The 19,915-nt window shown below is 60.5% G+C and carries 17 protein-coding genes; 16 read left to right on the forward strand and 1 reads right to left on the reverse strand.

The features are described from left to right. Positions 1–177 precede the first annotated feature (177 nt). Genes dnaA through gyrB form a run of 4 tightly spaced genes read left to right on the forward strand, consistent with a single transcriptional unit; the run spans position 178 to position 6,401 of the window. Positions 178–1,698: a chromosomal replication initiator protein DnaA gene (gene dnaA, locus M5C56_RS07630; RefSeq protein WP_103497169.1), complete on the forward strand. Its 1,521-nt coding sequence runs from the start codon at positions 178–180 to the stop codon at positions 1,696–1,698. Between the two features lie 38 nt (positions 1,699–1,736). Next, a complete protein-coding gene (dnaN, locus tag M5C56_RS07635; protein WP_103497170.1) occupies positions 1,737–2,840 on the forward strand; it encodes a DNA polymerase III subunit beta in 1,104 nt (367 codons plus the stop codon). Between the two features lie 35 nt (positions 2,841–2,875). After that, a complete protein-coding gene (gene recF, locus M5C56_RS07640; protein WP_100939924.1) occupies positions 2,876–3,979 on the forward strand; it encodes a DNA replication/repair protein RecF in 1,104 nt (367 codons plus the stop codon). Positions 3,980–3,983: 4 nt separating this feature from the next. Further along, positions 3,984–6,401: a DNA topoisomerase (ATP-hydrolyzing) subunit B gene (gene gyrB, locus M5C56_RS07645; RefSeq protein WP_103497171.1), complete on the forward strand. Its 2,418-nt coding sequence runs from the start codon at positions 3,984–3,986 to the stop codon at positions 6,399–6,401. Positions 6,402–6,567: 166 nt separating this feature from the next. Here gyrB and M5C56_RS07650 read toward each other — a convergent pair whose 3' ends face one another. Continuing rightward, complete coding sequence (locus M5C56_RS07650; RefSeq protein WP_103497172.1) at positions 6,568–7,179, reverse strand: hypothetical protein; 612 nt, start codon at positions 7,177–7,179, stop codon at positions 6,568–6,570. 405 nt (positions 7,180–7,584) lie between these two features. On the opposite strand from M5C56_RS07650, the gene M5C56_RS07655 reads away from it, so the two are divergent. From M5C56_RS07655 to M5C56_RS07710, 12 genes are all read left to right on the forward strand, one after another. Beyond that, positions 7,585–8,796 (forward strand): methyl-accepting chemotaxis protein, encoded by a 1,212-nt coding sequence (locus M5C56_RS07655; protein ID WP_103497173.1) that lies wholly within the window; start codon positions 7,585–7,587, stop codon positions 8,794–8,796. A gap of 9 nt (positions 8,797–8,805) precedes the next feature. Further along, on the forward strand, positions 8,806–9,174 hold the full coding sequence (locus tag M5C56_RS07660; protein WP_040071872.1) for a response regulator: 369 nt from the start codon (positions 8,806–8,808) through the stop codon (positions 9,172–9,174). Positions 9,175–9,216: 42 nt separating this feature from the next. Then, positions 9,217–9,516, forward strand: a complete 300-nt coding sequence (locus M5C56_RS07665) for an STAS domain-containing protein (RefSeq protein ID WP_103497174.1) — start codon at positions 9,217–9,219, stop codon at positions 9,514–9,516. A 58-nt stretch (positions 9,517–9,574) separates the two neighbouring features. Then, on the forward strand, positions 9,575–11,833 hold the full coding sequence (locus M5C56_RS07670) for a chemotaxis protein CheA (RefSeq protein WP_103497175.1): 2,259 nt from the start codon (positions 9,575–9,577) through the stop codon (positions 11,831–11,833). After that, positions 11,830–13,491 carry a methyl-accepting chemotaxis protein gene (locus M5C56_RS07675; RefSeq protein ID WP_103497176.1) on the forward strand — a complete coding sequence of 554 codons (1,662 nt, stop codon included), beginning with the start codon at positions 11,830–11,832 and terminating at the stop codon, positions 13,489–13,491. The genes M5C56_RS07670 and M5C56_RS07675 overlap by 4 nt, the downstream gene beginning before the upstream one ends. Positions 13,492–13,532: 41 nt before the next feature. Beyond that, positions 13,533–14,066, forward strand: coding sequence for a chemotaxis protein CheW (locus tag M5C56_RS07680; protein ID WP_103497177.1), 534 nt, complete (start codon positions 13,533–13,535; stop codon positions 14,064–14,066). Positions 14,067–14,088: 22 nt separating this feature from the next. Next, positions 14,089–14,895 (forward strand): protein-glutamate O-methyltransferase CheR, encoded by an 807-nt coding sequence (locus M5C56_RS07685; protein WP_103497178.1) that lies wholly within the window; start codon positions 14,089–14,091, stop codon positions 14,893–14,895. Between the two features lie 14 nt (positions 14,896–14,909). Then, positions 14,910–15,428, forward strand: coding sequence for a chemotaxis protein CheD (locus tag M5C56_RS07690; RefSeq protein WP_247263083.1), 519 nt, complete (start codon positions 14,910–14,912; stop codon positions 15,426–15,428). Further along, positions 15,397–16,464 (forward strand): chemotaxis response regulator protein-glutamate methylesterase, encoded by a 1,068-nt coding sequence (locus tag M5C56_RS07695; protein WP_103497180.1) that lies wholly within the window; start codon positions 15,397–15,399, stop codon positions 16,462–16,464. The genes M5C56_RS07690 and M5C56_RS07695 overlap by 32 nt, the downstream gene beginning before the upstream one ends. A gap of 187 nt (positions 16,465–16,651) precedes the next feature. Then, a complete protein-coding gene (hflK, locus tag M5C56_RS07700) occupies positions 16,652–17,707 on the forward strand; it encodes an FtsH protease activity modulator HflK (protein ID WP_177103984.1) in 1,056 nt (351 codons plus the stop codon). Then, positions 17,704–18,585, forward strand: a complete 882-nt coding sequence (locus M5C56_RS07705; protein ID WP_103497181.1) for a protease modulator HflC — start codon at positions 17,704–17,706, stop codon at positions 18,583–18,585. The genes hflK and M5C56_RS07705 overlap by 4 nt, the downstream gene beginning before the upstream one ends. Positions 18,586–18,656: 71 nt before the next feature. Next, positions 18,657–19,895, forward strand: a complete 1,239-nt coding sequence (locus M5C56_RS07710; RefSeq protein WP_247263084.1) for a divalent metal cation transporter — start codon at positions 18,657–18,659, stop codon at positions 19,893–19,895. Positions 19,896–19,915: the final 20 nt, after the last annotated feature.

Genomic DNA, 19,915 nt, shown 5'->3' on the forward strand with positions numbered 1-19,915 from the left:
ACGCCCTCAGGGGCGGTTATCCACAGAGCTTATGCACATACCATTGGTCGCTTTGTCCACCGATAAGCGGTTGATTCTTCAGGTTGTCCCTGCAACCTACATGTGGATAAGTGCTCGGCCTGCCGGTACAATGGCCGCTTGTTTTTGCCTCACCGGCTTTCAACTTAGGGGATATCCGTGTCAGTGGAACTTTGGCAGCAGTGCGTGGAGCTTCTGCGTGATGAGCTGCCTGCCCAGCAATTCAACACCTGGATCCGTCCACTACAGGTCGAAGCCGAAGGCGACGAGTTGCGTGTCTATGCACCGAACCGTTTTGTGCTCGACTGGGTCAACGAAAAGTACCTGGGACGTTTGCTCGAACTGTTGAACGAGCATGGCAACGGCCTGGCGCCTGCGCTTTCCTTATTAATAGGCAGCAAGCGCAGTTCCGCTCCGCGTGCCGCGCCCAATGCCCCGTTGGCCGCCGCGGCTTCCCAGGCCATGGCCGCCAGTGCTCCGGCGCCCGTTGTGGTGACTGCCACGCCGACCGCGCAGCCAGCACCGACCCCGAAGACCGCGGTCGAGGTCAGCCAGGAACCGTCCCGCGACAGCTTCGATCCGATGGCCGGCGCCAGTTCGCAACAGGCCCCGGTGCGTGCCGAACAGCGCACTGTCCAGGTAGAAGGCGCGCTCAAGCACACCAGCTACCTGAACCGCACCTTTACCTTTGAGAACTTCGTCGAGGGTAAGTCCAACCAATTGGCCCGGGCCGCGGCCTGGCAGGTGGCGGATAACCCCAAGCACGGCTACAACCCGCTCTTCCTTTATGGCGGCGTCGGCCTGGGTAAGACCCACTTGATGCACGCTGTGGGTAACCACCTATTAAAGAAGAACCCGAATGCCAAGGTGGTCTACCTGCATTCGGAGCGTTTCGTCGCGGACATGGTCAAGGCTCTGCAGCTCAACGCCATCAACGAGTTCAAGCGCTTCTACCGTTCGGTGGATGCCTTGCTGATCGACGACATTCAATTCTTCGCCCGCAAGGAACGGTCCCAGGAAGAGTTTTTCCACACCTTCAACGCCTTGCTTGAAGGCGGTCAGCAGGTGATCCTGACCAGCGACCGTTATCCGAAAGAGATCGAAGGCCTGGAAGAGCGCCTGAAGTCGCGCTTCGGCTGGGGCCTGACCGTAGCGGTAGAGCCGCCGGAGCTGGAGACCCGGGTCGCGATCCTGATGAAGAAGGCCGACCAGGCGAAAGTCGACCTGCCCCATGACGCGGCGTTCTTCATTGCCCAACGTATTCGTTCCAACGTCCGTGAACTCGAAGGCGCGCTGAAGCGGGTGATCGCTCACTCGCACTTCATGGGCCGCGACATCACCATCGAGCTGATCCGCGAATCGCTGAAAGACCTGCTGGCGCTGCAAGACAAGCTGGTGTCTGTGGATAACATTCAGCGCACGGTGGCCGAATACTACAAGATCAAGATTTCCGACCTGCTGTCCAAGCGCCGTTCGCGCTCGGTGGCACGTCCACGCCAGGTCGCCATGGCCTTGTCCAAGGAACTCACCAACCACAGCTTGCCTGAAATTGGTGATGTCTTCGGCGGGCGCGACCATACTACGGTCTTGCATGCATGCCGCAAGATCAACGAACTTAAGGAATCCGACGCGGACATCCGCGAGGACTACAAGAACCTGCTGCGAACACTGACCACTTGATGACACCAGCGCAGCTTATTAAGGCAAGGGACTAGACCATGCATTTCACTATTCAACGCGAAGCCCTGTTGAAACCCCTGCAACTGGTCGCAGGCGTCGTCGAGCGCCGCCAGACCTTGCCGGTGCTCTCCAATGTGTTGCTGGTCGTCCAAGGCCAGCAACTGTCGCTGACCGGTACCGACCTGGAAGTCGAGCTGGTCGGTCGCGTCCAACTCGAAGAGCCAGCGGAACCGGGTGAAATTACCGTGCCAGCGCGCAAGCTGATGGACATCTGCAAGAGCCTGCCCAACGACGCCCTGATCGACATCAAGGTCGACGAGCAGAAGCTGGTGGTGAAAGCCGGCCGTAGCCGCTTCACCCTGTCCACCCTGCCGGCGAACGATTTCCCGACAGTGGAAGAAGGCCCGGGCTCGCTGACTTGCCAGCTCGCCCAGAGCAAGCTGCGTCGCTTGATCGAACGCACCAGCTTCGCCATGGCCCAACAGGACGTGCGTTACTACCTCAACGGTATGCTGTTGGAAGTATCGGCCGGTATTATCCGTGCCGTGGCCACCGACGGTCACCGTCTTGCCATGTGCTCGATGCAGGCCGATATCGGTCAGCCGGATCGCCACCAGGTGATCGTGCCGCGTAAAGGCATCCTAGAATTGGCCCGCCTGCTGACCGAGCCGGAAGGCAACGTGAGCATCGTTCTCGGTCAGCACCACATCCGTGCAACCACAGGCGAATTCACCTTCACCTCCAAACTGGTGGACGGCAAGTTCCCGGACTACGAGCGTGTTCTGCCAAAAGGCGGCGACAAGCTGGTCCTCGGTGATCGCCAGGCACTGCGTGAAGCCTTCAGCCGTACCGCGATCCTGTCCAACGAGAAGTACCGTGGTATCCGTCTGCAACTGGCCAGCGGTCAGTTGAAGATCCAGGCCAACAACCCTGAGCAGGAAGAAGCGGAAGAAGAAATCAGCGTCGACTACAACGGCGGTTCGCTGGAGATCGGCTTCAACGTCAGCTACCTGCTGGACGTGCTGGGCGTGATGACCACCGAGCAGGTGCGTCTGATCCTGTCCGACTCCAACAGCAGCGCGCTGGTGCAGGAGTCCGACAACGACGACTCCGCCTACGTCGTCATGCCGATGCGCCTGTAACGGTGTCGCGCCTGCCCATGTCCAGCCAACGCTAGATGTCCCTCAGTCGTGTTTCGGTCACCGCGGTGCGTAACCTGCAGCCGGTGACCTTCTCCCCCTCCCCGCGTATCAATATCCTTTACGGCGCCAACGGCAGCGGAAAAACCAGCGTGCTCGAAGCGCTGCATCTGCTCGGGCTCGCGCGCTCGTTTCGCAGTACCCGTCTGCTACCGGTGATCCAGTACGAACAACTCGCCTGCACGGTCTTCGGTCAGGTGGAGTTGGCCGAGGGCGGGCACAGCGCGTTGGGGATATCACGGGATCGCCAGGGCGAATTCCAGATCCGCATCGATGGGCAGAACGCCAAGAGCGCGGCGCAACTGGCGGAAATCCTGCCACTGCAACTGATCAACCCGGACAGCTTCCGCCTGCTTGAAGGGGCCCCGAAGATCCGCCGCCAGTTCCTCGACTGGGGTGTGTTCCACGTGGAACCTCGTTTCATGTCGACCTGGCAGCGCTTGCAGAAGGCCCTGCGGCAGCGGAACTCATGGCTGCGGCATGGTACACTTGACGCCGCTTCGCAAGCGGCCTGGGACCGGGAACTGTGCCTGGCCAGCGCCGAAATCGATGAATACCGCCGCGCTTACATCAAAGTCTTGAAACCAGTCTTTGAGCAAACCTTGAGCGAGCTAGTCGAACTCGAGGGCTTAACGCTGAGCTATTACCGTGGTTGGGACAAAGAGAAGGAACTGAGCGCCGTGCTCGCCTCTTCCCTGCACCGGGACCAGCAAATGGGTCACACCCAAGCCGGACCACAGCGAGCTGATTTGCGTCTTCGATTGGGCGCACACAATGCCGCGGACATATTGTCCCGGGGTCAGCAGAAACTGGTGGTCTGTGCCTTGCGCATTGCTCAGGGGCACCTGGTCAGTCAGGCCCGGCGCGGTCAGTGTATTTATCTGGTGGATGACCTGCCGTCCGAGCTGGACGAGCAACACCGTCGTGCACTCTGTCGCTTGCTGGAAGACTTACGCTGCCAGGTGTTTATCACCTGTGTAGACCACGAATTATTGAGGGAAGGCTGGCAGACGGAAACGCCAGTCGCTTTGTTCCACGTGGAACAAGGCTGTATCACCCAGACCCACGACCATCGGGAGTGAAGGCATGAGCGAAGAAAATACGTACGACTCGACCAGCATCAAGGTGCTGAAAGGTTTGGATGCCGTACGCAAACGTCCCGGTATGTACATTGGCGACACCGATGATGGTAGCGGTCTGCACCACATGGTGTTCGAGGTGGTCGACAACTCCATCGACGAAGCCCTCGCCGGCCATTGCGACGAAATCAGCATCATCATCCACCCGGATGAGTCCATCACCGTACGCGACAACGGTCGCGGCATTCCGGTAGACGTGCATAAAGAAGAAGGCGTTTCCGCGGCCGAGGTCATCATGACCGTGCTGCACGCCGGCGGTAAGTTCGACGACAACTCCTATAAAGTCTCCGGCGGTTTGCACGGCGTGGGTGTGTCGGTAGTGAACGCCCTCTCCGAATTGCTGGTACTGACCGTGCGTCGCAGCGGCAAGATCTGGGAACAGACCTACGTCCACGGTGTGCCACAGGAACCGATGCGAACCGTCGGCGACAGCGAAACCACCGGTACCGAGATTCACTTCAAGGCCTCCGCCGAAACCTTCAAGAACATCCACTTCAGCTGGGACATCCTGGCCAAGCGGATTCGTGAACTGTCCTTCCTCAACTCCGGTGTCGGCATCGTCCTCAAGGACGAGCGCAGCGGCAAGGAAGAGCTGTTCAAGTACGAAGGTGGCCTGCGGGCGTTCGTTGAATACCTGAACACCAACAAGACCCCGGTCAACCAGGTGTTCCACTTCAACGTCCAGCGTGAAGACGGCATCGGCGTGGAAATCGCCCTGCAGTGGAACGACAGCTTCAACGAGAACCTGTTGTGCTTCACCAACAACATTCCGCAGCGCGATGGCGGTACTCACCTGGTGGGTTTCCGTTCCGCACTGACGCGTAACCTGAACACCTACATCGAAGCGGAAGGCCTGGCGAAGAAGCACAAGGTCGCTACCACCGGTGACGATGCCCGCGAAGGCCTGACCGCGATCATTTCGGTCAAGGTACCGGATCCGAAGTTCAGCTCCCAGACCAAGGACAAGCTGGTCTCTTCCGAAGTGAAGACCGCGGTCGAGCAGGAAATGGGCAAGTACTTCTCGGACTTCCTGCTGGAAAACCCGAACGAAGCCAAGCTGGTGGTCGGCAAGATGATCGATGCCGCCCGTGCCCGTGAAGCGGCGCGTAAAGCCCGTGAGATGACCCGTCGTAAAGGTGCGCTGGATATTGCCGGCCTGCCGGGCAAACTGGCGGACTGCCAGGAAAAAGACCCTGCCCTTTCCGAACTCTACCTGGTGGAAGGTGACTCTGCTGGCGGTTCCGCCAAGCAGGGTCGTAACCGTCGCACCCAGGCGATCCTGCCGTTGAAGGGCAAGATCCTCAACGTGGAAAAAGCCCGTTTCGACAAGATGATCTCGTCCCAGGAAGTGGGCACGCTGATCACTGCGTTGGGTTGCGGTATCGGCCGCGACGAGTACAACATCGAGAAGCTGCGTTACCACAACATCATCATCATGACCGATGCCGACGTCGACGGTTCGCACATCCGTACCCTGCTGCTGACCTTCTTCTTCCGTCAGTTGCCGGAGCTGATCGAGCGTGGCTACATCTACATCGCCCAGCCGCCGTTGTACAAGGTCAAGAAAGGCAAGCAAGAGCAATACATCAAAGACGACGACGCCATGGAAGAGTACATGACGCAGTCGGCCCTGGAAGATGCGAGCCTGCACCTGAACGAAGACGCACCGGGTATTTCCGGTGAAGCGCTGGAACGTCTGGTGAATGACTTCCGCATGGTGATGAAGACCCTCAAGCGTCTGTCGCGCCTGTACCCACAGGAACTGACCGAGCACTTCATCTACCTGCCGGCGGTGAGCCTGGAGCAGTTGGGCGATCACGCCGCGATGCAGGAATGGTTGGCCAAGTACGAAGTCCGTCTGCGTCTGAACGAGAAGTCCGGCCTGGTCTACAAAGCCAGCCTGCGTGAAGACCGTGAACGTAACGTCTGGCTGCCGGAGGTCGAACTGATCTCCCACGGCCTGTCCAACTACGTCACCTTCAACCGCGACTTCTTTGGCAGCAACGACTACAAGACCGTTGTGACCCTAGGCGCGCAGTTGAGCACCTTGCTCGATGACGGCGCCTACATCCAGCGTGGCGAACGCAAGAAAGCCGTGACCGAGTTCAAGGAAGCCCTGGACTGGTTGATGGCCGAAAGCACCAAGCGCCACACCATCCAGCGATACAAAGGGCTGGGTGAAATGAACCCGGACCAGTTGTGGGAAACCACCATGGACCCAGCGGTTCGCCGGATGCTGAAAGTGACGATCGAAGACGCCGTCGGTGCGGACCAGATCTTCAACACGCTGATGGGGGATGCGGTAGAGCCACGTCGTGACTTTATCGAGAGCAATGCGTTGGCGGTGTCGAACCTGGATTTCTGATGGTGTGTAGGTTCACAGAATAGTTGCGCATTTTCACAAATAAAGGGATCGGCCAACCCCTCGGGGTTGGCTGACCATGCTCAAAGGAGGCCCGCGCGAGCGGGCTTTTTTTGGCGTGCGATAAGGTTGGCCGAAAGAGCGTCTCGATACGGTGGCAGTAGCTGGCTTATTTTGCTGTCGGCGGCTTCGTCTGTTCGGGAGCGCTGATGTTTAACCGTGTGCAGATTGCTGGATCAGGGGTTAAATGGTCTCGTACTTTATCGGACAGCGCATAACCATAAAGCTCCGGGTTGCAGCGAGCCGCCTGGGCTATCCATTCTGTTCGGTTGGTGACGACCAATACTCCGCTCAGAGCTGCGCCGATTAGGGCCAACGCGCCGTAACTAAGTACCACTTTGTCTAACTGGGGAGGAGCGCCTGGAATTGGTATCAATAGTGCGCTTCGTGCAATTGGCTCAAGCTTGCTGACGGTGTACCCGGTAAAAAGTAGGCCTAATGAGCCGCTAATCGACGAATAGACGGCGCCATCAACCCCGTTGAAGGGCGCCGAGAGGATGGCGGCAATACAGCCAACAACAAGACCTATCAGTAGAAATAGGCAGCGGTTGATGCGGATATAGGCGTTGGCGGCTATCCACGGGCTTCCATTGGGCCCCGGTACTCCCATCCCATAGCACAGCAGAAGGGCTAACAGTAGGCAGATAAAGAAAGCGGCATCCGTTATGAGCGCGGTGAAACTAGGGTAAGTGTGGCTGAGCGACTTGATGATTTCATTCATTGAGGTGTGCTCCCGTTCAATCGGTAAGTAACAGCTCTCGTCGCCCAGAATGCTACGTAACCTTGAGAAATGCCGAAGAGTGCTCCTCAGCTTAGTCCGCTTTTTCTGGGAGGTTTTCGATGACGGGGCAAAATATTAGCTTGAAGGCCCTCCATCGAGGCTACACGTGTGCATTTCATAGCATTCTCCCTTCACGATTTAAAAGCAAAATCCCCCTTCTGTATTCAACAAGCCCGTCTACACTCTAGGATCTATGCCCATAGGTGGCATTGTGCCTCACCCGGAAACTGAACTGTTTTACCACTATCCGACGACTGACCCCGCACCACCCTCAAGGGAGCGGGCCGTTGGCGGATAACCTTGTTGTGCAGTGGAGCTTTGTTCAACTGATTCAGGGAGGAACCTATGTCGTCATCCGGCAACCTGCAGCTACCGCGGCCTGCTCCTCAGGCGAGCGCATTTTTCTGGATACCCCTTATCCCCGCCGCCCTTGGTGTGTGCGTGTTGCTATTGAGCGACTGGCGCCCTGCCAACCTGGCCTGGTCGGCATGCCTGCTGGTGGTGGGGGGGCTCGCCGGACTTTTGAACCAGCGTCATTACCGGCAATTGTCAGCCCGGCTACTGAGTGACGCCCAAGCCGTTCAGAGCACCATCGACACGGCGCCAACCGGTGGCCTGGAGGCCGTCTGCCTCGAAGCCATTCCCATCTGGTCCCGGCAAATCGAGAGCTCTCGCACCGAGACCGAAACCGCCATCATTGAACTGACCAGCCGTTTCAGCGCCATCGCCGAACATCTGCAACAGACCGTTGATAACTCCCAGGCGACGGCGGGCGATCTGGCCGACCACAACCAGGGCAGTGCATTGGAGGTCCTGGCCCAGAGCGATGCCGAGTTGCTGCATGTGATCGAGTCGCTCAAAACCATTCAGAAAAGTCGCGACGAGATGCTGGTACAGGTCCGCAACCTCACCGGCTACACCGGCGAACTGCGGGCCATGGCCGGTGAAGTGGCGGCCATCGCCCAGCAGACCAACCTGCTGGCGCTCAACGCCGCCATTGAAGCCGCCCGCGCCGGGGAAGCCGGGCGTGGCTTTGCCGTGGTGGCCGATGCGGTGCGGACCCTATCCAGCCAATCCAGCGAAACCGGGCAGAAAATGTCCGCCAAGGTCGACATCATCAACGGCGCCATCACCCAACTGGTGGAGGCCGCGGCCAGCAGTACCGATCACGACAAGGATTCGGTGGCCGAGTCGGAAGCCAGCATCCAGGGCGTCCTGGAACGCTTCAAGAGCATCACCGGCCAACTCTCCGAATCCGCGGCCCTGCTGCAACGCGAAGGCCTGGGGATTCGCGACGAGGTCACCGAAGTGCTGGTCAACCTGCAATTCCAGGACCGGGTCAGCCAGATCCTCGCCCAGGTCCGCAACAACATGGAAGCCCTGCTCCGTCACTTGCGCGAAGCCCAGGTGCCGGGTTCCACGGTGGTGGTCGATGCTCCCGCCTGGCTGGCGGAAATGGAGCTGACCTACGCCACCGATGAACAGCGGCGCAATCACCGCACGGGCAAGGTCAACGTCAATAAACCCACGAGTACCCAGGAAATCACCTTCTTTTAGGAGCCGGTCATGGCAAAAAATGTAATGGTGGTCGACGATTCAAGCAGTGTTCGTCAGGTAGTCAGCATCGCGCTCAAAAGCGCGGGATACGACGTAATCGAAGCCAGTGACGGCAAGGACGCCCTGGGCAAGCTGACCGGGCAGAAAATTCACCTGATCATCAGCGATGTGAACATGCCGAACATGGACGGCATCACCTTCGTCAAGGAGGTGAAAAAGCTGCCCAGCTACAAATTCACCCCGATCATCATGCTCACCACCGAATCCCAGGAAAGCAAGAAGCAGGAGGGACAGGCTGCGGGGGCACGGGCCTGGGTGGTCAAGCCGTTCCAGCCGGCGCAGATGCTCGCCGCCGTATCCAAGCTGATCCTGCCCTGAGCCCGGGCACTACCAGGACCGGGCAAACAGGGAGATTCGCGTATGCCGATCATTTGCCAAGCAGATACTTCGACTCCACACCTGGGGATCGAAGGCGAGATGACCATCTATACCGCCGCAGAACTCTATGGGGAACTGGCGCCATTCCTGACGCTGGGCAGCCCCCTGGAGATCGACCTCTCGCAGGTCACTGAAATCGATGGCGCGGGCCTGCAACTGTTGATGCTCGCCAAGCGTGAAACCTTGCGTACGGGCGTTGCGCTGCAACTGAGCGGACACAGCCCGGCAGTGCTTGAGGTATTCGAACTCTGCGACCTGGGCGGGACGCTGGGGCAGCCGTGATCCAGGGCTACAAGCTTCCGCGGTTCTCTGACCCCGGGGCGATAAAAAGGACTCTATCGTGACGATCAATCTCGACCAGGCACAGCAGACTTTCATCGTCGAAGCACGCGAGCTGCTTCAGGACATGGAGTCATCGTTGTTGCAGCTGGAGTCCGAACCCGATGACAACGATGCCATCGGCGCGATCTTCCGTGCGGCGCATACCATCAAGGGGTCCGCCGGACTGTTCGGCTTGAGCCCCATCGTCGGGTTTACCCATATCGTCGAAGACGTGCTCGATCGCTTGCGCGACGGGGCCATCCAGGTCGATGGCGAGTTGATCGCCCTGCTGCTCAGAAGTGCCGACCATATGCTGGAGCTGGTTGAGGTCGTGGCCGGCGCGGGTGAGGCGATGAGCGACAGCGCCCAGGAGCGTGAGGTGGCGCTGCGCCAGGGATTGCAGAACTACCAGGCCGTCCGGGCGGCGTCTGTGGTGCCGGCATTGATCGATATCCCGGTGGCCCAGCCGGTACCCGGCCAGGACTCGGTCAGCTCCGGCTATTGGCACATTTCCCTGCGTTTCGGCGCGGATGTGTTTCGCAATGGCATGGACCCGCTGTCCTTTCTTCGCTACCTGAATACCCTGGGCGAGATCGTCCATATCGTCACTCTCGCCGATACCCTGCCCGCCCTGGAGCAGTTCGATGCCGAGAGCTGTCACCTGGGCTTCGAGATCGACCTGGATTCCGATGCCAGCCGTGAAACCATCGCCGAGGCCTTCGATTTCGTGCGTGACGACTGCCAGATCCATATCCTGGCGCCCCACAGTCGAATGGAAGAGTACCTGCGACTTATCAACGCACTGCCTGAAGAACCGGCTCGACTGGGGGAAATCCTGACCCGATGTGGCGCACTGACGGCCAAGGAACTGGAAGACGGTTTGCGCGCCCAGCGCGAGCATGCCGAGGCGGCCGGGACAGCGGCCATGCCACTGGGGGAAATCCTGATTGAACAACGGGTGGTCGAACCGGCCGTGGTGCAGTCCGCACTGGAAAAACAGGGCCGGCAGCGCGAGCAGCCCCCCCAGGCTACGGTGGTCGAGGCTCGCTTTGTCCGGGTCAATGCCGACAAGCTGGACGAGCTGATCAATCTGGTGGGCGAACTGGTCATCGCCAGCGCCGGGGCCAACCTGTTGGCGCGCGGCAGCTCGAACGGGCCGTTGCAGGAATCCACTTCGGTGGTGTCGGGACTGGTGGAGGAAATCCTCGACGGCGCGTTGCACCTGCGGATGATCCCCATCGGCGACACCTTCAACCGTTTCCGTCGTGTGGTCCGGGATGTCAGCCAGGAACTGGGCAAGGACATCGAACTGCTGATCAGCGGTGCCGATACCGAGCTGGACAAGACCGTGGTGGAAAAAATCGGCGATCCGCTGATGCACCTGCTGCGTAATGCGATGGATCACGGCATCGAATCCCCGTCGCTGCGCGAGGCCGCCGGCAAGCCCGCCAAGGGCCGGTTGCAGCTCAACGCCTTTCACGATTCGGGCAGCATTGTCCTGGAAATCGCCGACGACGGCGCCGGGCTGAACCGCGACCGGATTCTGCAAAAAGCCGTCGAGCGCGGCCTGGTCCCTGTCGGGGCGAACCTGACGGACCAGGAAATCTACAATCTGATTTTCGAAGCAGGGTTTTCCACCGCCGAAGCGGTGACCAACCTGTCCGGGCGCGGCGTGGGCATGGATGTGGTCAAGCGCAACATCACCCTCTTGCGTGGCACGGTGGATCTGGATAGCCAACCCGGACAAGGCACGGTCATTCGTATCCGCCTGCCGCTGACCCTGGCGATCATCAACGGATTCCTCGTGGGCATCGGCCAGATCCACTACGTGGTGCCGCTGGAAATGGTCCAGGAGTGCATCGAGTTGAGTGCCGGGCAGCGTCAGAATCTGGCGGGTAACAACTACCTGGACCTGCGCGGGGAAGTCCTGCCGCTGGTGCGCTTACGCGACCACTTCGATCATGCCGGGCTCAGTCTTCGCCGCGAGAACGTGGTGGTGGTCCGTTGTGCCGAGCAAAAGGCCGGACTGGTGGTCGATGAGCTGCTGGGGGAATTCCAGACCGTCATCAAACCCCTCGGCAAGCTGTTCAATGCACTGCGTGGCATCAGTGGCTCCACCATTCTGGGCAGCGGCGAGGTCGCTCTGATTCTCGATGTTCCGGCGTTGCTGGGGGAGCTGGTCCAGCGTGAAACCCGGCAAGCCGCTGCTTATTCCTTGACCGATAGCAAATCTGGCAACTCAGCCAACCACACCGCACATGGAGGGGCCCTTCAATGAAATGGTTCTACGATCTGAGAATAGCAACCAAGCTCATCGCTTCGTTTCTGCTGGTGTTGGTCCTGATGGCGCTGATGGGAGCATTTGCTGTCATTCAACTGGGCCAGGTCAACCAGACCGCCACTGACATGCGCGACAACTGGCTGCCCTCCGTGCGGCTGTCCTCGGGCATTCGGTTTTTTGTCGCCAACTATCGGATCAAGGAGATTCGTTATCTGCTGGCCGAAGATTCGACGGAGCGAGCTCAGTATGAACAAGAGACTACCGATGCCCGCAAGGAGGTCGACACCCGCATTGTCCGCTATGAGAAGGACGGCCTGATTTCCGGCCCCGCGGAACAAGCGCTGTTCGATACGTTCAAGAACGACTGGGAGACCTACCTGGCCAGCAGCAAGAAGATGCTCGCCGAGTCCCGTCAGGAGGGTGGGCGCGAGCAAGCCATGGCTGTTCTCAGGGGGGACTCGAAGCGAACCTTCGAATTGATATCCGCCGATCTGCTGAAAATAATCGAACTCAACGACACCGGGGCGACGGCCGCCAATCAACGGGGTAACGAGATCTACGCCAACGGACGGATGTCGATCATGGCCGCGGTGATCGTGGCCTTGCTCATTGGCATTGCCCTGGCGTTGTTCATTTCGCGGATCATTGCCACCCCGCTAAAAGCCGCTGCCGGTGTTGCCGGCCAGTTGGCCGAGGGTAATCTGGCGGTAACCATTGCATCGGGTTCCAAGGACGAGACCGGTCAGGTGCTTACGGCGATGCAGACCATGGTCGGCAAGCTCTCGCAGATTATCGGCGAAGTGCGCACCGCCGCCGACAACCTGGCCAGCGCGTCCGAGGAAGTCAGCGCCACCGCGCAGTCCATGAGCCAGGCCACCAGCGAGCAGGCGGCCAGTGTCGAGGAGACCAGTGCCTCCGTCGAGCAGATGAGCGCCAGCATCAACCAGAACACCGAGAACGCCAAGGTTACCGACGGCATGGCGAGCAAGGCGGCCAAGGAAGCCACCGATGGCGGCGACTCCGTGCAGCAGACCGTCCAGGCGATGAAGAAAATCGCCCAGCGCATCAGCATCATCGACGACATTGCCTACCAGACCAACCTGCTGGCCTTGAACGCGGCCATTGAAGCGGCGCGGGCGGGAGAACATGGCAAGGGCTTCGCGGTGGTGGCGGCGGAAGTACGCAAATTGGCCGAACGCAGCCAGGTGGCCGCGCAGGAGATCGGCGAGCTGTCCACCAGCAGTGTCGAAATGGCCGAACGGGCCGGGCATTTGTTGAACGAGATGGTGCCGTCGATCAACAAGACCTCCGATCTGGTCCAGGAAATTACCGCCGCCTCCGAAGAACAGGCTGCCGGCGTGGCGCAGATCAATACCGCGATGAACCAGCTCAACCAGGTCACTCAGCAAAATGCGTCAAGCAGCGAAGAGCTGGCCGCCACGGCCGAAGAGATGAGCAGCCAGGCTGAACAGTTGCAGCAGGCGATGAGCTTTTTCACGCTGGAGGCGGCCAATGCGAGCGTGAACGTTGCGCAAGGCAAATCGCGCGCGGCCGGTGGCATGGCACGATCGGTCGTACGGGCACCGCAACCGGCCCTGCACAAGAGTTTCGCCCAGGCCGTCGGCCCCGACGAAAGCGAGTTCACCCGGTTCTGAGCGACGCCTGGACGCGGACCCTTTTCATGCAGGAGAGCAACATGGGTGCATTAATGACTACCCGCCAGGCGGTGGCGGTGCCAACGCAGGAGGCGCAGTACCTGACGTTCCTGCTGGCCGGCGAGATGTTCGCCATCGGCATCCTGGGAATCAAGGAAATCATCGAGTACGGCCATGTCACGCCAGTGCCGATGATGCCCGCCTTCGTCCGTGGCGTGATCAACCTGCGGGGTGCCGTGGTGCCGGTGGTTGACCTGGGCGCGCGCTTCGGGCAGCAGTGTTCGAGCGTGACCCGGCGCAGTTGCGTGGTGATTATCGAAGCCAGCGATGATGACGGCCGGGCCCAGGATATCGGCTTGCTGGTCGACACGGTGTCCGAGGTGCTGGAAATTCCGGCGGCCGAGGTCGAACCGCCGCCGAGCTTCGGTGCGCGCATTCGCGCCGATTTCATCAGTGGCATGGCCAAGGTCGAAGGCAAGTTCGTCATCGTCCTGGACGTTGACCGGGTGTTGTCGGTGGATGAGATGTCGCAGTTGGCGGAGGCCGGTGGTAGCCACATACACCCGGTGCCGTGAGTGGTGAAGAAGGAGCGTCAGGTTGAACGGCATCAAGCTCGAGGATCGAGAATTCACCCAGTTCCAGACCTGGCTCTACGGGGCGGCGGGGATCAGCTTGTCGGCCGCGAAAAAGGCCCTGGTCGCCGGGCGTCTGTTCAAGCGCCTCAAGCATCACGAACTGGACAGTTATGATGCCTATTTCAAACTGATCATGGGCAAGGAGAACGCTGGTGAGCTGCAGGTGGCCCTCGACCTGTTGACCACCAACGAGACCTACTTCTTCCGCGAACCCAAGCACTTCGACTTCCTGCGCCAACAGGTATTGCCCCGCGCCGCGCCGGGAAAGACCTTCCGGGTGTGGAGCGCGGCCAGCTCCTCGGGCGAAGAACCCTACAGCCTGGCCATGACCCTGGCCGAGGGCCTGGGCAGTACGCCGTGGGAGGTGATCGGCTCGGATATCAGCACCCAGGTATTGGCCAAGGCCCGCAGCGGGCACTACCCGATGGAGCGGGCGAGCAACCTGCCGTCCGCGTTGCTGAGCCGCTATTGCCTCAAAGGCATTGGTCAGCAGAGCGGCACCTTCCTGATCGACAAGAGCCTGCGTCAGCGGGTGAGCTTTATCCAGGTCAATCTGAACGACACCCTGCCGCAACTGGGGGAGTTCGAGGTCATTTTCCTGCGTAACGTAATGATCTACTTCGATCAGGAGACCAAGCGCAAAGTGGTCAACCGTCTCTTGCCGTTTCTGCGGCGCGGCGGTTATTTCATCATCAGCCATTCGGAAAGCCTGCACGGCGTCAGTGACGCGTTCAAGCTGGTGGCTCCCTCCATCTATCAAAAGCCATGAAGGCCGCTATTGCCATGGACGTCGAAGAAATCTACCTGGCTCCCGGAAGTCTGTGCTTTCGCAACAGCCCTACCCGTATCCACACCCTGTTGGGGTCGTGTGTTTCCATGATCCTCTGGCATCCGGTGCGTAAGCTCGGCGGGATATCCCATTGCCTGCTGCCCGGCCGCCGACAGCGCGGCGAGGTCCTCGACGGTAGTTATGTCGACGAAGCTTTCGAATGGTTGATGCTGCACATTCAGGGCTATCGGAGCGAGGCCCGCGAGTATCAGCTGAAGTTGTTCGGTGGTGGTGAGATGTTTCCGCAACAGTCGCGTGACTATGCCGCCGGTGATATCGCCGGCCTGAACTGCGCGGCCGTCACCCAAATCGCCGAGCGCCTGCGCTTGTCACCCAGTGCCATGGACCTGGGAGGAACCGGGCACCGCAGCCTGGTCTTCGATACCTGGAGCGGTGCTGTCTGGGTGCGGCATCTCTCTTTGCAAACGCTGGAAGGCAGTCATGAAAAAAATAAGCGTTTTGCTGGTCGATGATTCCGCCGTGGTTCGGCAGGTGCTGATGGCGATTCTCGGCCAGGCCCCGGATATCGAAGTGACGGTCGCCGCCGACCCGATCTTCGCCATGGATAAAATGGCCAAGGCCTGGCCGGACGTGATTGTGCTGGATGTGGAAATGCCCCGCATGGACGGCATCACCTTTCTGAAAAAGATCATGGCCGAGCGCCCCACCCCGGTGGTCATCTGCTCCTCGCTGACCGAACGCGGCGCCGAGACCACCTTGCAGGCGCTTGCGGCCGGGGCTGTGGATATCATCACCAAGCCACAAGGCGGCGTTAAGAACTTCCTGTTGGAGTCCGCCGCCCATCTGCTCGGCGCCGTTCGTGGCGCGGCCGGTGCCAATGTCAGGAACCTCGCCCCGCGCGCGGCGGCGCCACGACTTGAGGTGGCCAGCAAGCTGAGCGCCGATGCGATGTTGTCGGCGGCCGGCAGCCAGGCGATGGCCCAGACCACCGAGCGCATTGTCGCCATCGGCACGTCCACGGGTGGGACCCAGGCACTGGAGGCGCTGCTCACCGTGCTGCCCAGAGTCTGCCCGGGGATCGTCATCGTTCAGCATATGCCGGAGAAATTCACCGCCTCCTTTGCCCAGCGCCTCAACGGACTGTCGCAGATTGAAGTCCGCGAGGCGCAGAACAATGATCGGGTGTTGCCCGGCCTGGCGCTGATCGCCCCGGGCGGCAAGCACATGATGCTGGTGCGTAACGGCGCCTACTACCACGTGCAGGTGGCGGACGGCCCGCTGGTCAATCGCCATCGGCCGTCGGTGGATGTGCTGTTTCGCTCGGTAGCCAAGTTCGCCGGGAAGAACGCCACCGGCATCATCATGACCGGCATGGGCGACGATGGTGCCCGTGGCCTCAAGGAAATGGCCGATGCCGGTGCCGCGACCGTGGCCCAGGACGAGGCCAGTTGCGTGGTGTTCGGCATGCCCAGGGAAGCCATCAAGCTGGGTGCCGCCAAACGTGTCCTGTCCTTGCAAGACATGCATCTGGCGGTGCTGGGCAAGTAGCCTGGGTTCACTCCGGTTCCAGCTCTTCTCCTGGGAATATTTCCCAATCAGCACATTTGCAATCCAGGCGCTTCAATCATTGCGCCAAGTCAGGAGTCATTCAGGACTCGGCTGTATGATGTTGCGCAATATTTAGTAATAGAATCTTTGATCCGTTTCCCCGGCCAGCCGCCTCCAGGATAAGACCATGTCCGACCCGCAGCCCTTGACTCCCCTGGAACCGGAAAAGTCTTCCGCCTCATTGGGCGAGCAAGCCCGCGCGATGGGCCTCAAAGCCAATCGTTTCGTTGCCCTCACGGGACTGCAAGGCAAAGGTCTGGCACTGGTGGTCGGGTTGCTGGCGTTTGTCTGGATCGTCGGTGGCATCTACAAGGTCCAGCCCGACGAGCAAGGTATCGTCCTGCGCTTCGGCAAATGGGTCGACACCACCGAGGCGGGTTTGCATTACCACCTGCCCTTCCCTATCGAAACGGTGTTGCTGCCCAAGGTCACCACGGTCAACCAGCTGCAATTGGGCCACGCTCCCGCGCTCGGCCTGAACGACAGCAGCCTGTCCCGCGACAAGCAGATGCTGACCGGCGACGAGAATATCGTCGAGGCCGATTGCGCGGTGTTCTGGCGGATCAAGGACGCCGGGCAGTTTCTGTTCAGCATGGACAAGCCCGAATTCGCCATCAAGCTGGCCGCCGAGAGTGCCCTGCGTGAAGTGATCGGGCGTACGCCGATCCAGGCGGCCCTGTCGGACAAGCGCCAGGAGATCGCCGAGGAAACCAAGACCTTGTTGCAAGGCTTGCTCGACGATGAAAAAGCCGGCGTGCTGATCACCCAGATCCAGTTGCAGCGCGTCGATCCGCCACCGGCGGTGATCGATGCGTTCAACGATGTGCAGCGGGCCCGGGCCGACCAGGAGCGCGCGCGCAACGAGGCCGAGTCCTACGCCAACGACATTCTTCCGCGGGCCAGGGGCGAAGCGTCCCATATCAACCAGGAAGCCGAGGCCTACAAGGCCCAGGCGGTCAATCTGGCCGAAGGCGACGCGAAAAGCTTCCTGGCGGTGTACGAAAGTTATGCACAGGCCAAGGAGGTGACCAGCTGGCGCCTGTATATGGAAAGCACCGATGAAGTGCTGAAAAAAGCCTCCAAGGTGATCATCGATACGTCCGGCAAAGGTGTCTCGGGCGTGGTGCCCTATATGCCGCTGTCGGAACAGGACAAGCGCCCGGCCAAGGAGCAGACCCGATGAAACCGCGGATTCGTATGGCCCTGGTGATCCTCGCACTGGTTGTCCTGTGGACCCTCGGCGCCTCGCTGTATACCGTCGATGAAGCCCAGCAGGCCCTGGTGGTCCGGCTCGGCGCGCCGACCGCGCCGGTGCGTACGCCGGGGCTGAAACTCAAGGTGCCGCTGATCGACACCGTGATCTATTACGACACCCGCATCCTGACCCTGGCACCGCCTTCCGAGCAGGTGATCCTCGGTGACCAGAAACGCCTGGAGGTGGAAACCTATGCGCGTTATCGCATCGTCGACCCGCTGCGTTTCTATCAGGCCCTGCGTACGGTGGACCAGGCCAATGCGCAACTGGCCCAGTTGGTCAGCTCGTCGCTGCGCCGCGAGCTGGGGCAGGTGATGCTCAAGTCGCTGTTGTCCGCCGAGCGGCCGAAGATTGTCGAGCATATCCAGAGCGAGGTGGTGGAGAAGGCCAGGCCCCTGGGCATCGAGGTCACCGAAGTGCGTTTTCATCGCGCCGACCTGCCGTTCGAAACCAGCCAGGCGATCTATGACCGGATGAAGTCCGAGCGTCAGCGCGAGGCCAAGGAGCTTCGCGCCCAGGGCTTCGAGTGGGCGCAACAGATCCAGGCCAATGCCGAGCGTGAACGGGCGGTGCTGATCTCCGAGGCGCAACGGCAAAGCCGCATCACCCATGGTGAAGCCGATGCCCTGGCGAACCAGATCTCGTCCCAGGCGTTCAACAAGGACCCCGAGTTCTACAAGCTCTACCGCAGTCTGCAGACCTATCGGCAGTCCTTGTCCGAGTCCGCGCCGACGCTGGTGCTGTCACCGGATACGGCGTTCCTCAAGGATTTCAAAAGCGGCCCGCAGGTGAATAGCCGACCCTGACACCCATCGAGGGTTGATGAACGGTTTTTTTGCCATCTACGGACGCACGCCATGAGCCGGGAACAGACATGATGCCAAGCATTTCAATCCGCTCGAGCCGGCTGCGCTTGATGGCCGCCGCCGTCGGCCCGGGGCTGGTGGTGATGCTGGCGGACACCGAGGCCGGCAGCGTGATCACCGCCGCGCAGAGCGGTGCGCAATGGGGCTATCGGCTGCTGTTGCTGCAGTTCCTCATTATTCCGTTGCTGTATACCGCCCAGGAACTCTCGATCCGCCTGGGGCTGGGAACGGGCAAGGGCTTCGGTGAACTGGTGCGCCTGCGGTTCGGTCGTGGCATTGCGTTGTTGTCCCTGGCAACGCTGGTGCTCAGTTGTTTCGGTGCCCTGGTCACCGAATTGAGCGGACTGGCCGGGGTCGGCGAGCTGTTCGGCGTACCGCTATGGGAAACCATCGGCGTGTTGGTGGTGCTGATTTTCGCGATGGTCTGTACCGGCTCCTACCAGGGTGTCGAACGTATTGCGATTTGCCTGGGCCTGTTCGGCGTAGCCTTTATCGCCGTGGCCTGGAACGCTCACCCTGACCCTCGGCAAATCGCGGCGCAGTGGTACCAGATGCCATTTCACGACAGTTCCTACCTTTACCTGGTGGCCGCCAACCTGGGTACCAGCGTCATGCCGTGGACGGTGTTCTACCAACAGTCGGCGCTGATCGACAAAGGCCTGGGCGCCCGGCACCTGAAAGCGGCGCGCATCGAAACCTTTCTCGGCGCGACCCTCTGCCAGATTCTCACGGCTGCCGTGGTGATTGCCGCGGCGGCGTGTTTCAACCGCTCCGACGCGTCCTTCACCTTGACCAGCGTGCCGCAACTGGCCGATGCCTTTACCGCTTCCCTGGGCCAGACTGTCGGGCGCGGGGTTTTTGCAATGGGGCTGGCCGGGGGCGCGCTGGTGGCCACCATCGTGGTTTGCCTGACCGTGGCCTGGGGCGTCGGCGAGGCCACTGGCCGACGGCATTCCCTGGAGCAGCGTCCCGCCGACGCCCCCTGGTTCTACGCGGCATTCGGTGCCATGTTGCTGGGGGCCGGGGTGCTGGTGGGTTCCGGGGTCAATCTGGTCGAACTGTCGATCTTCACCGGGGTGGTCAACGCATTGTTGCTGCCGGCGGTACTCGGCCTGCTCTATTGGCTGGCCCGTACGCAGTTGGCCGGCGCGTTCAGGTTACAGGGCTGGTATGCGTGGGTGGTGGGCCTGGTATTCGGATTTGCCTCCCTGGCAGGTCTGTTCTGTGGTGTAGGAGGTTTGTTGAATTGATGACGATGGTTGCGGGAGCG

Origin of the sequence: Pseudomonas sp. MWU13-2862 (assembly GCF_023242495.1) — a bacterium.
Taxonomy (GTDB): Bacteria; Pseudomonadota; Gammaproteobacteria; order Pseudomonadales; family Pseudomonadaceae; genus Aquipseudomonas; species Aquipseudomonas gingeri_D.

Coding starts and splice junctions, on each gene's coding strand:
- dnaN (WP_103497170.1), top strand. CDS start 1,737: ATGCATTTCACTATTCAACGCGAAGCCCTGTTGAAACCCCTGCAACTG.
- recF (WP_100939924.1), top strand. CDS start 2,876: ATGTCCCTCAGTCGTGTTTCGGTCACCGCGGTGCGTAACCTGCAGCCG.
- gyrB (WP_103497171.1), top strand. CDS start 3,984: ATGAGCGAAGAAAATACGTACGACTCGACCAGCATCAAGGTGCTGAAA.
- M5C56_RS07650 (WP_103497172.1), bottom strand. CDS start 7,179: ATGAATGAAATCATCAAGTCGCTCAGCCACACTTACCCTAGTTTCACC.
- M5C56_RS07655 (WP_103497173.1), top strand. CDS start 7,585: ATGTCGTCATCCGGCAACCTGCAGCTACCGCGGCCTGCTCCTCAGGCG.
- M5C56_RS07660 (WP_040071872.1), top strand. CDS start 8,806: ATGGCAAAAAATGTAATGGTGGTCGACGATTCAAGCAGTGTTCGTCAG.
- M5C56_RS07665 (WP_103497174.1), top strand. CDS start 9,217: ATGCCGATCATTTGCCAAGCAGATACTTCGACTCCACACCTGGGGATC.
- M5C56_RS07675 (WP_103497176.1), top strand. CDS start 11,830: ATGAAATGGTTCTACGATCTGAGAATAGCAACCAAGCTCATCGCTTCG.
- M5C56_RS07680 (WP_103497177.1), top strand. CDS start 13,533: ATGGGTGCATTAATGACTACCCGCCAGGCGGTGGCGGTGCCAACGCAG.
- M5C56_RS07690 (WP_247263083.1), top strand. CDS start 14,910: ATGGACGTCGAAGAAATCTACCTGGCTCCCGGAAGTCTGTGCTTTCGC.
- M5C56_RS07695 (WP_103497180.1), top strand. CDS start 15,397: ATGAAAAAAATAAGCGTTTTGCTGGTCGATGATTCCGCCGTGGTTCGG.
- hflK (WP_177103984.1), top strand. CDS start 16,652: ATGTCCGACCCGCAGCCCTTGACTCCCCTGGAACCGGAAAAGTCTTCC.
- M5C56_RS07705 (WP_103497181.1), top strand. CDS start 17,704: ATGAAACCGCGGATTCGTATGGCCCTGGTGATCCTCGCACTGGTTGTC.
- M5C56_RS07710 (WP_247263084.1), top strand. CDS start 18,657: ATGCCAAGCATTTCAATCCGCTCGAGCCGGCTGCGCTTGATGGCCGCC.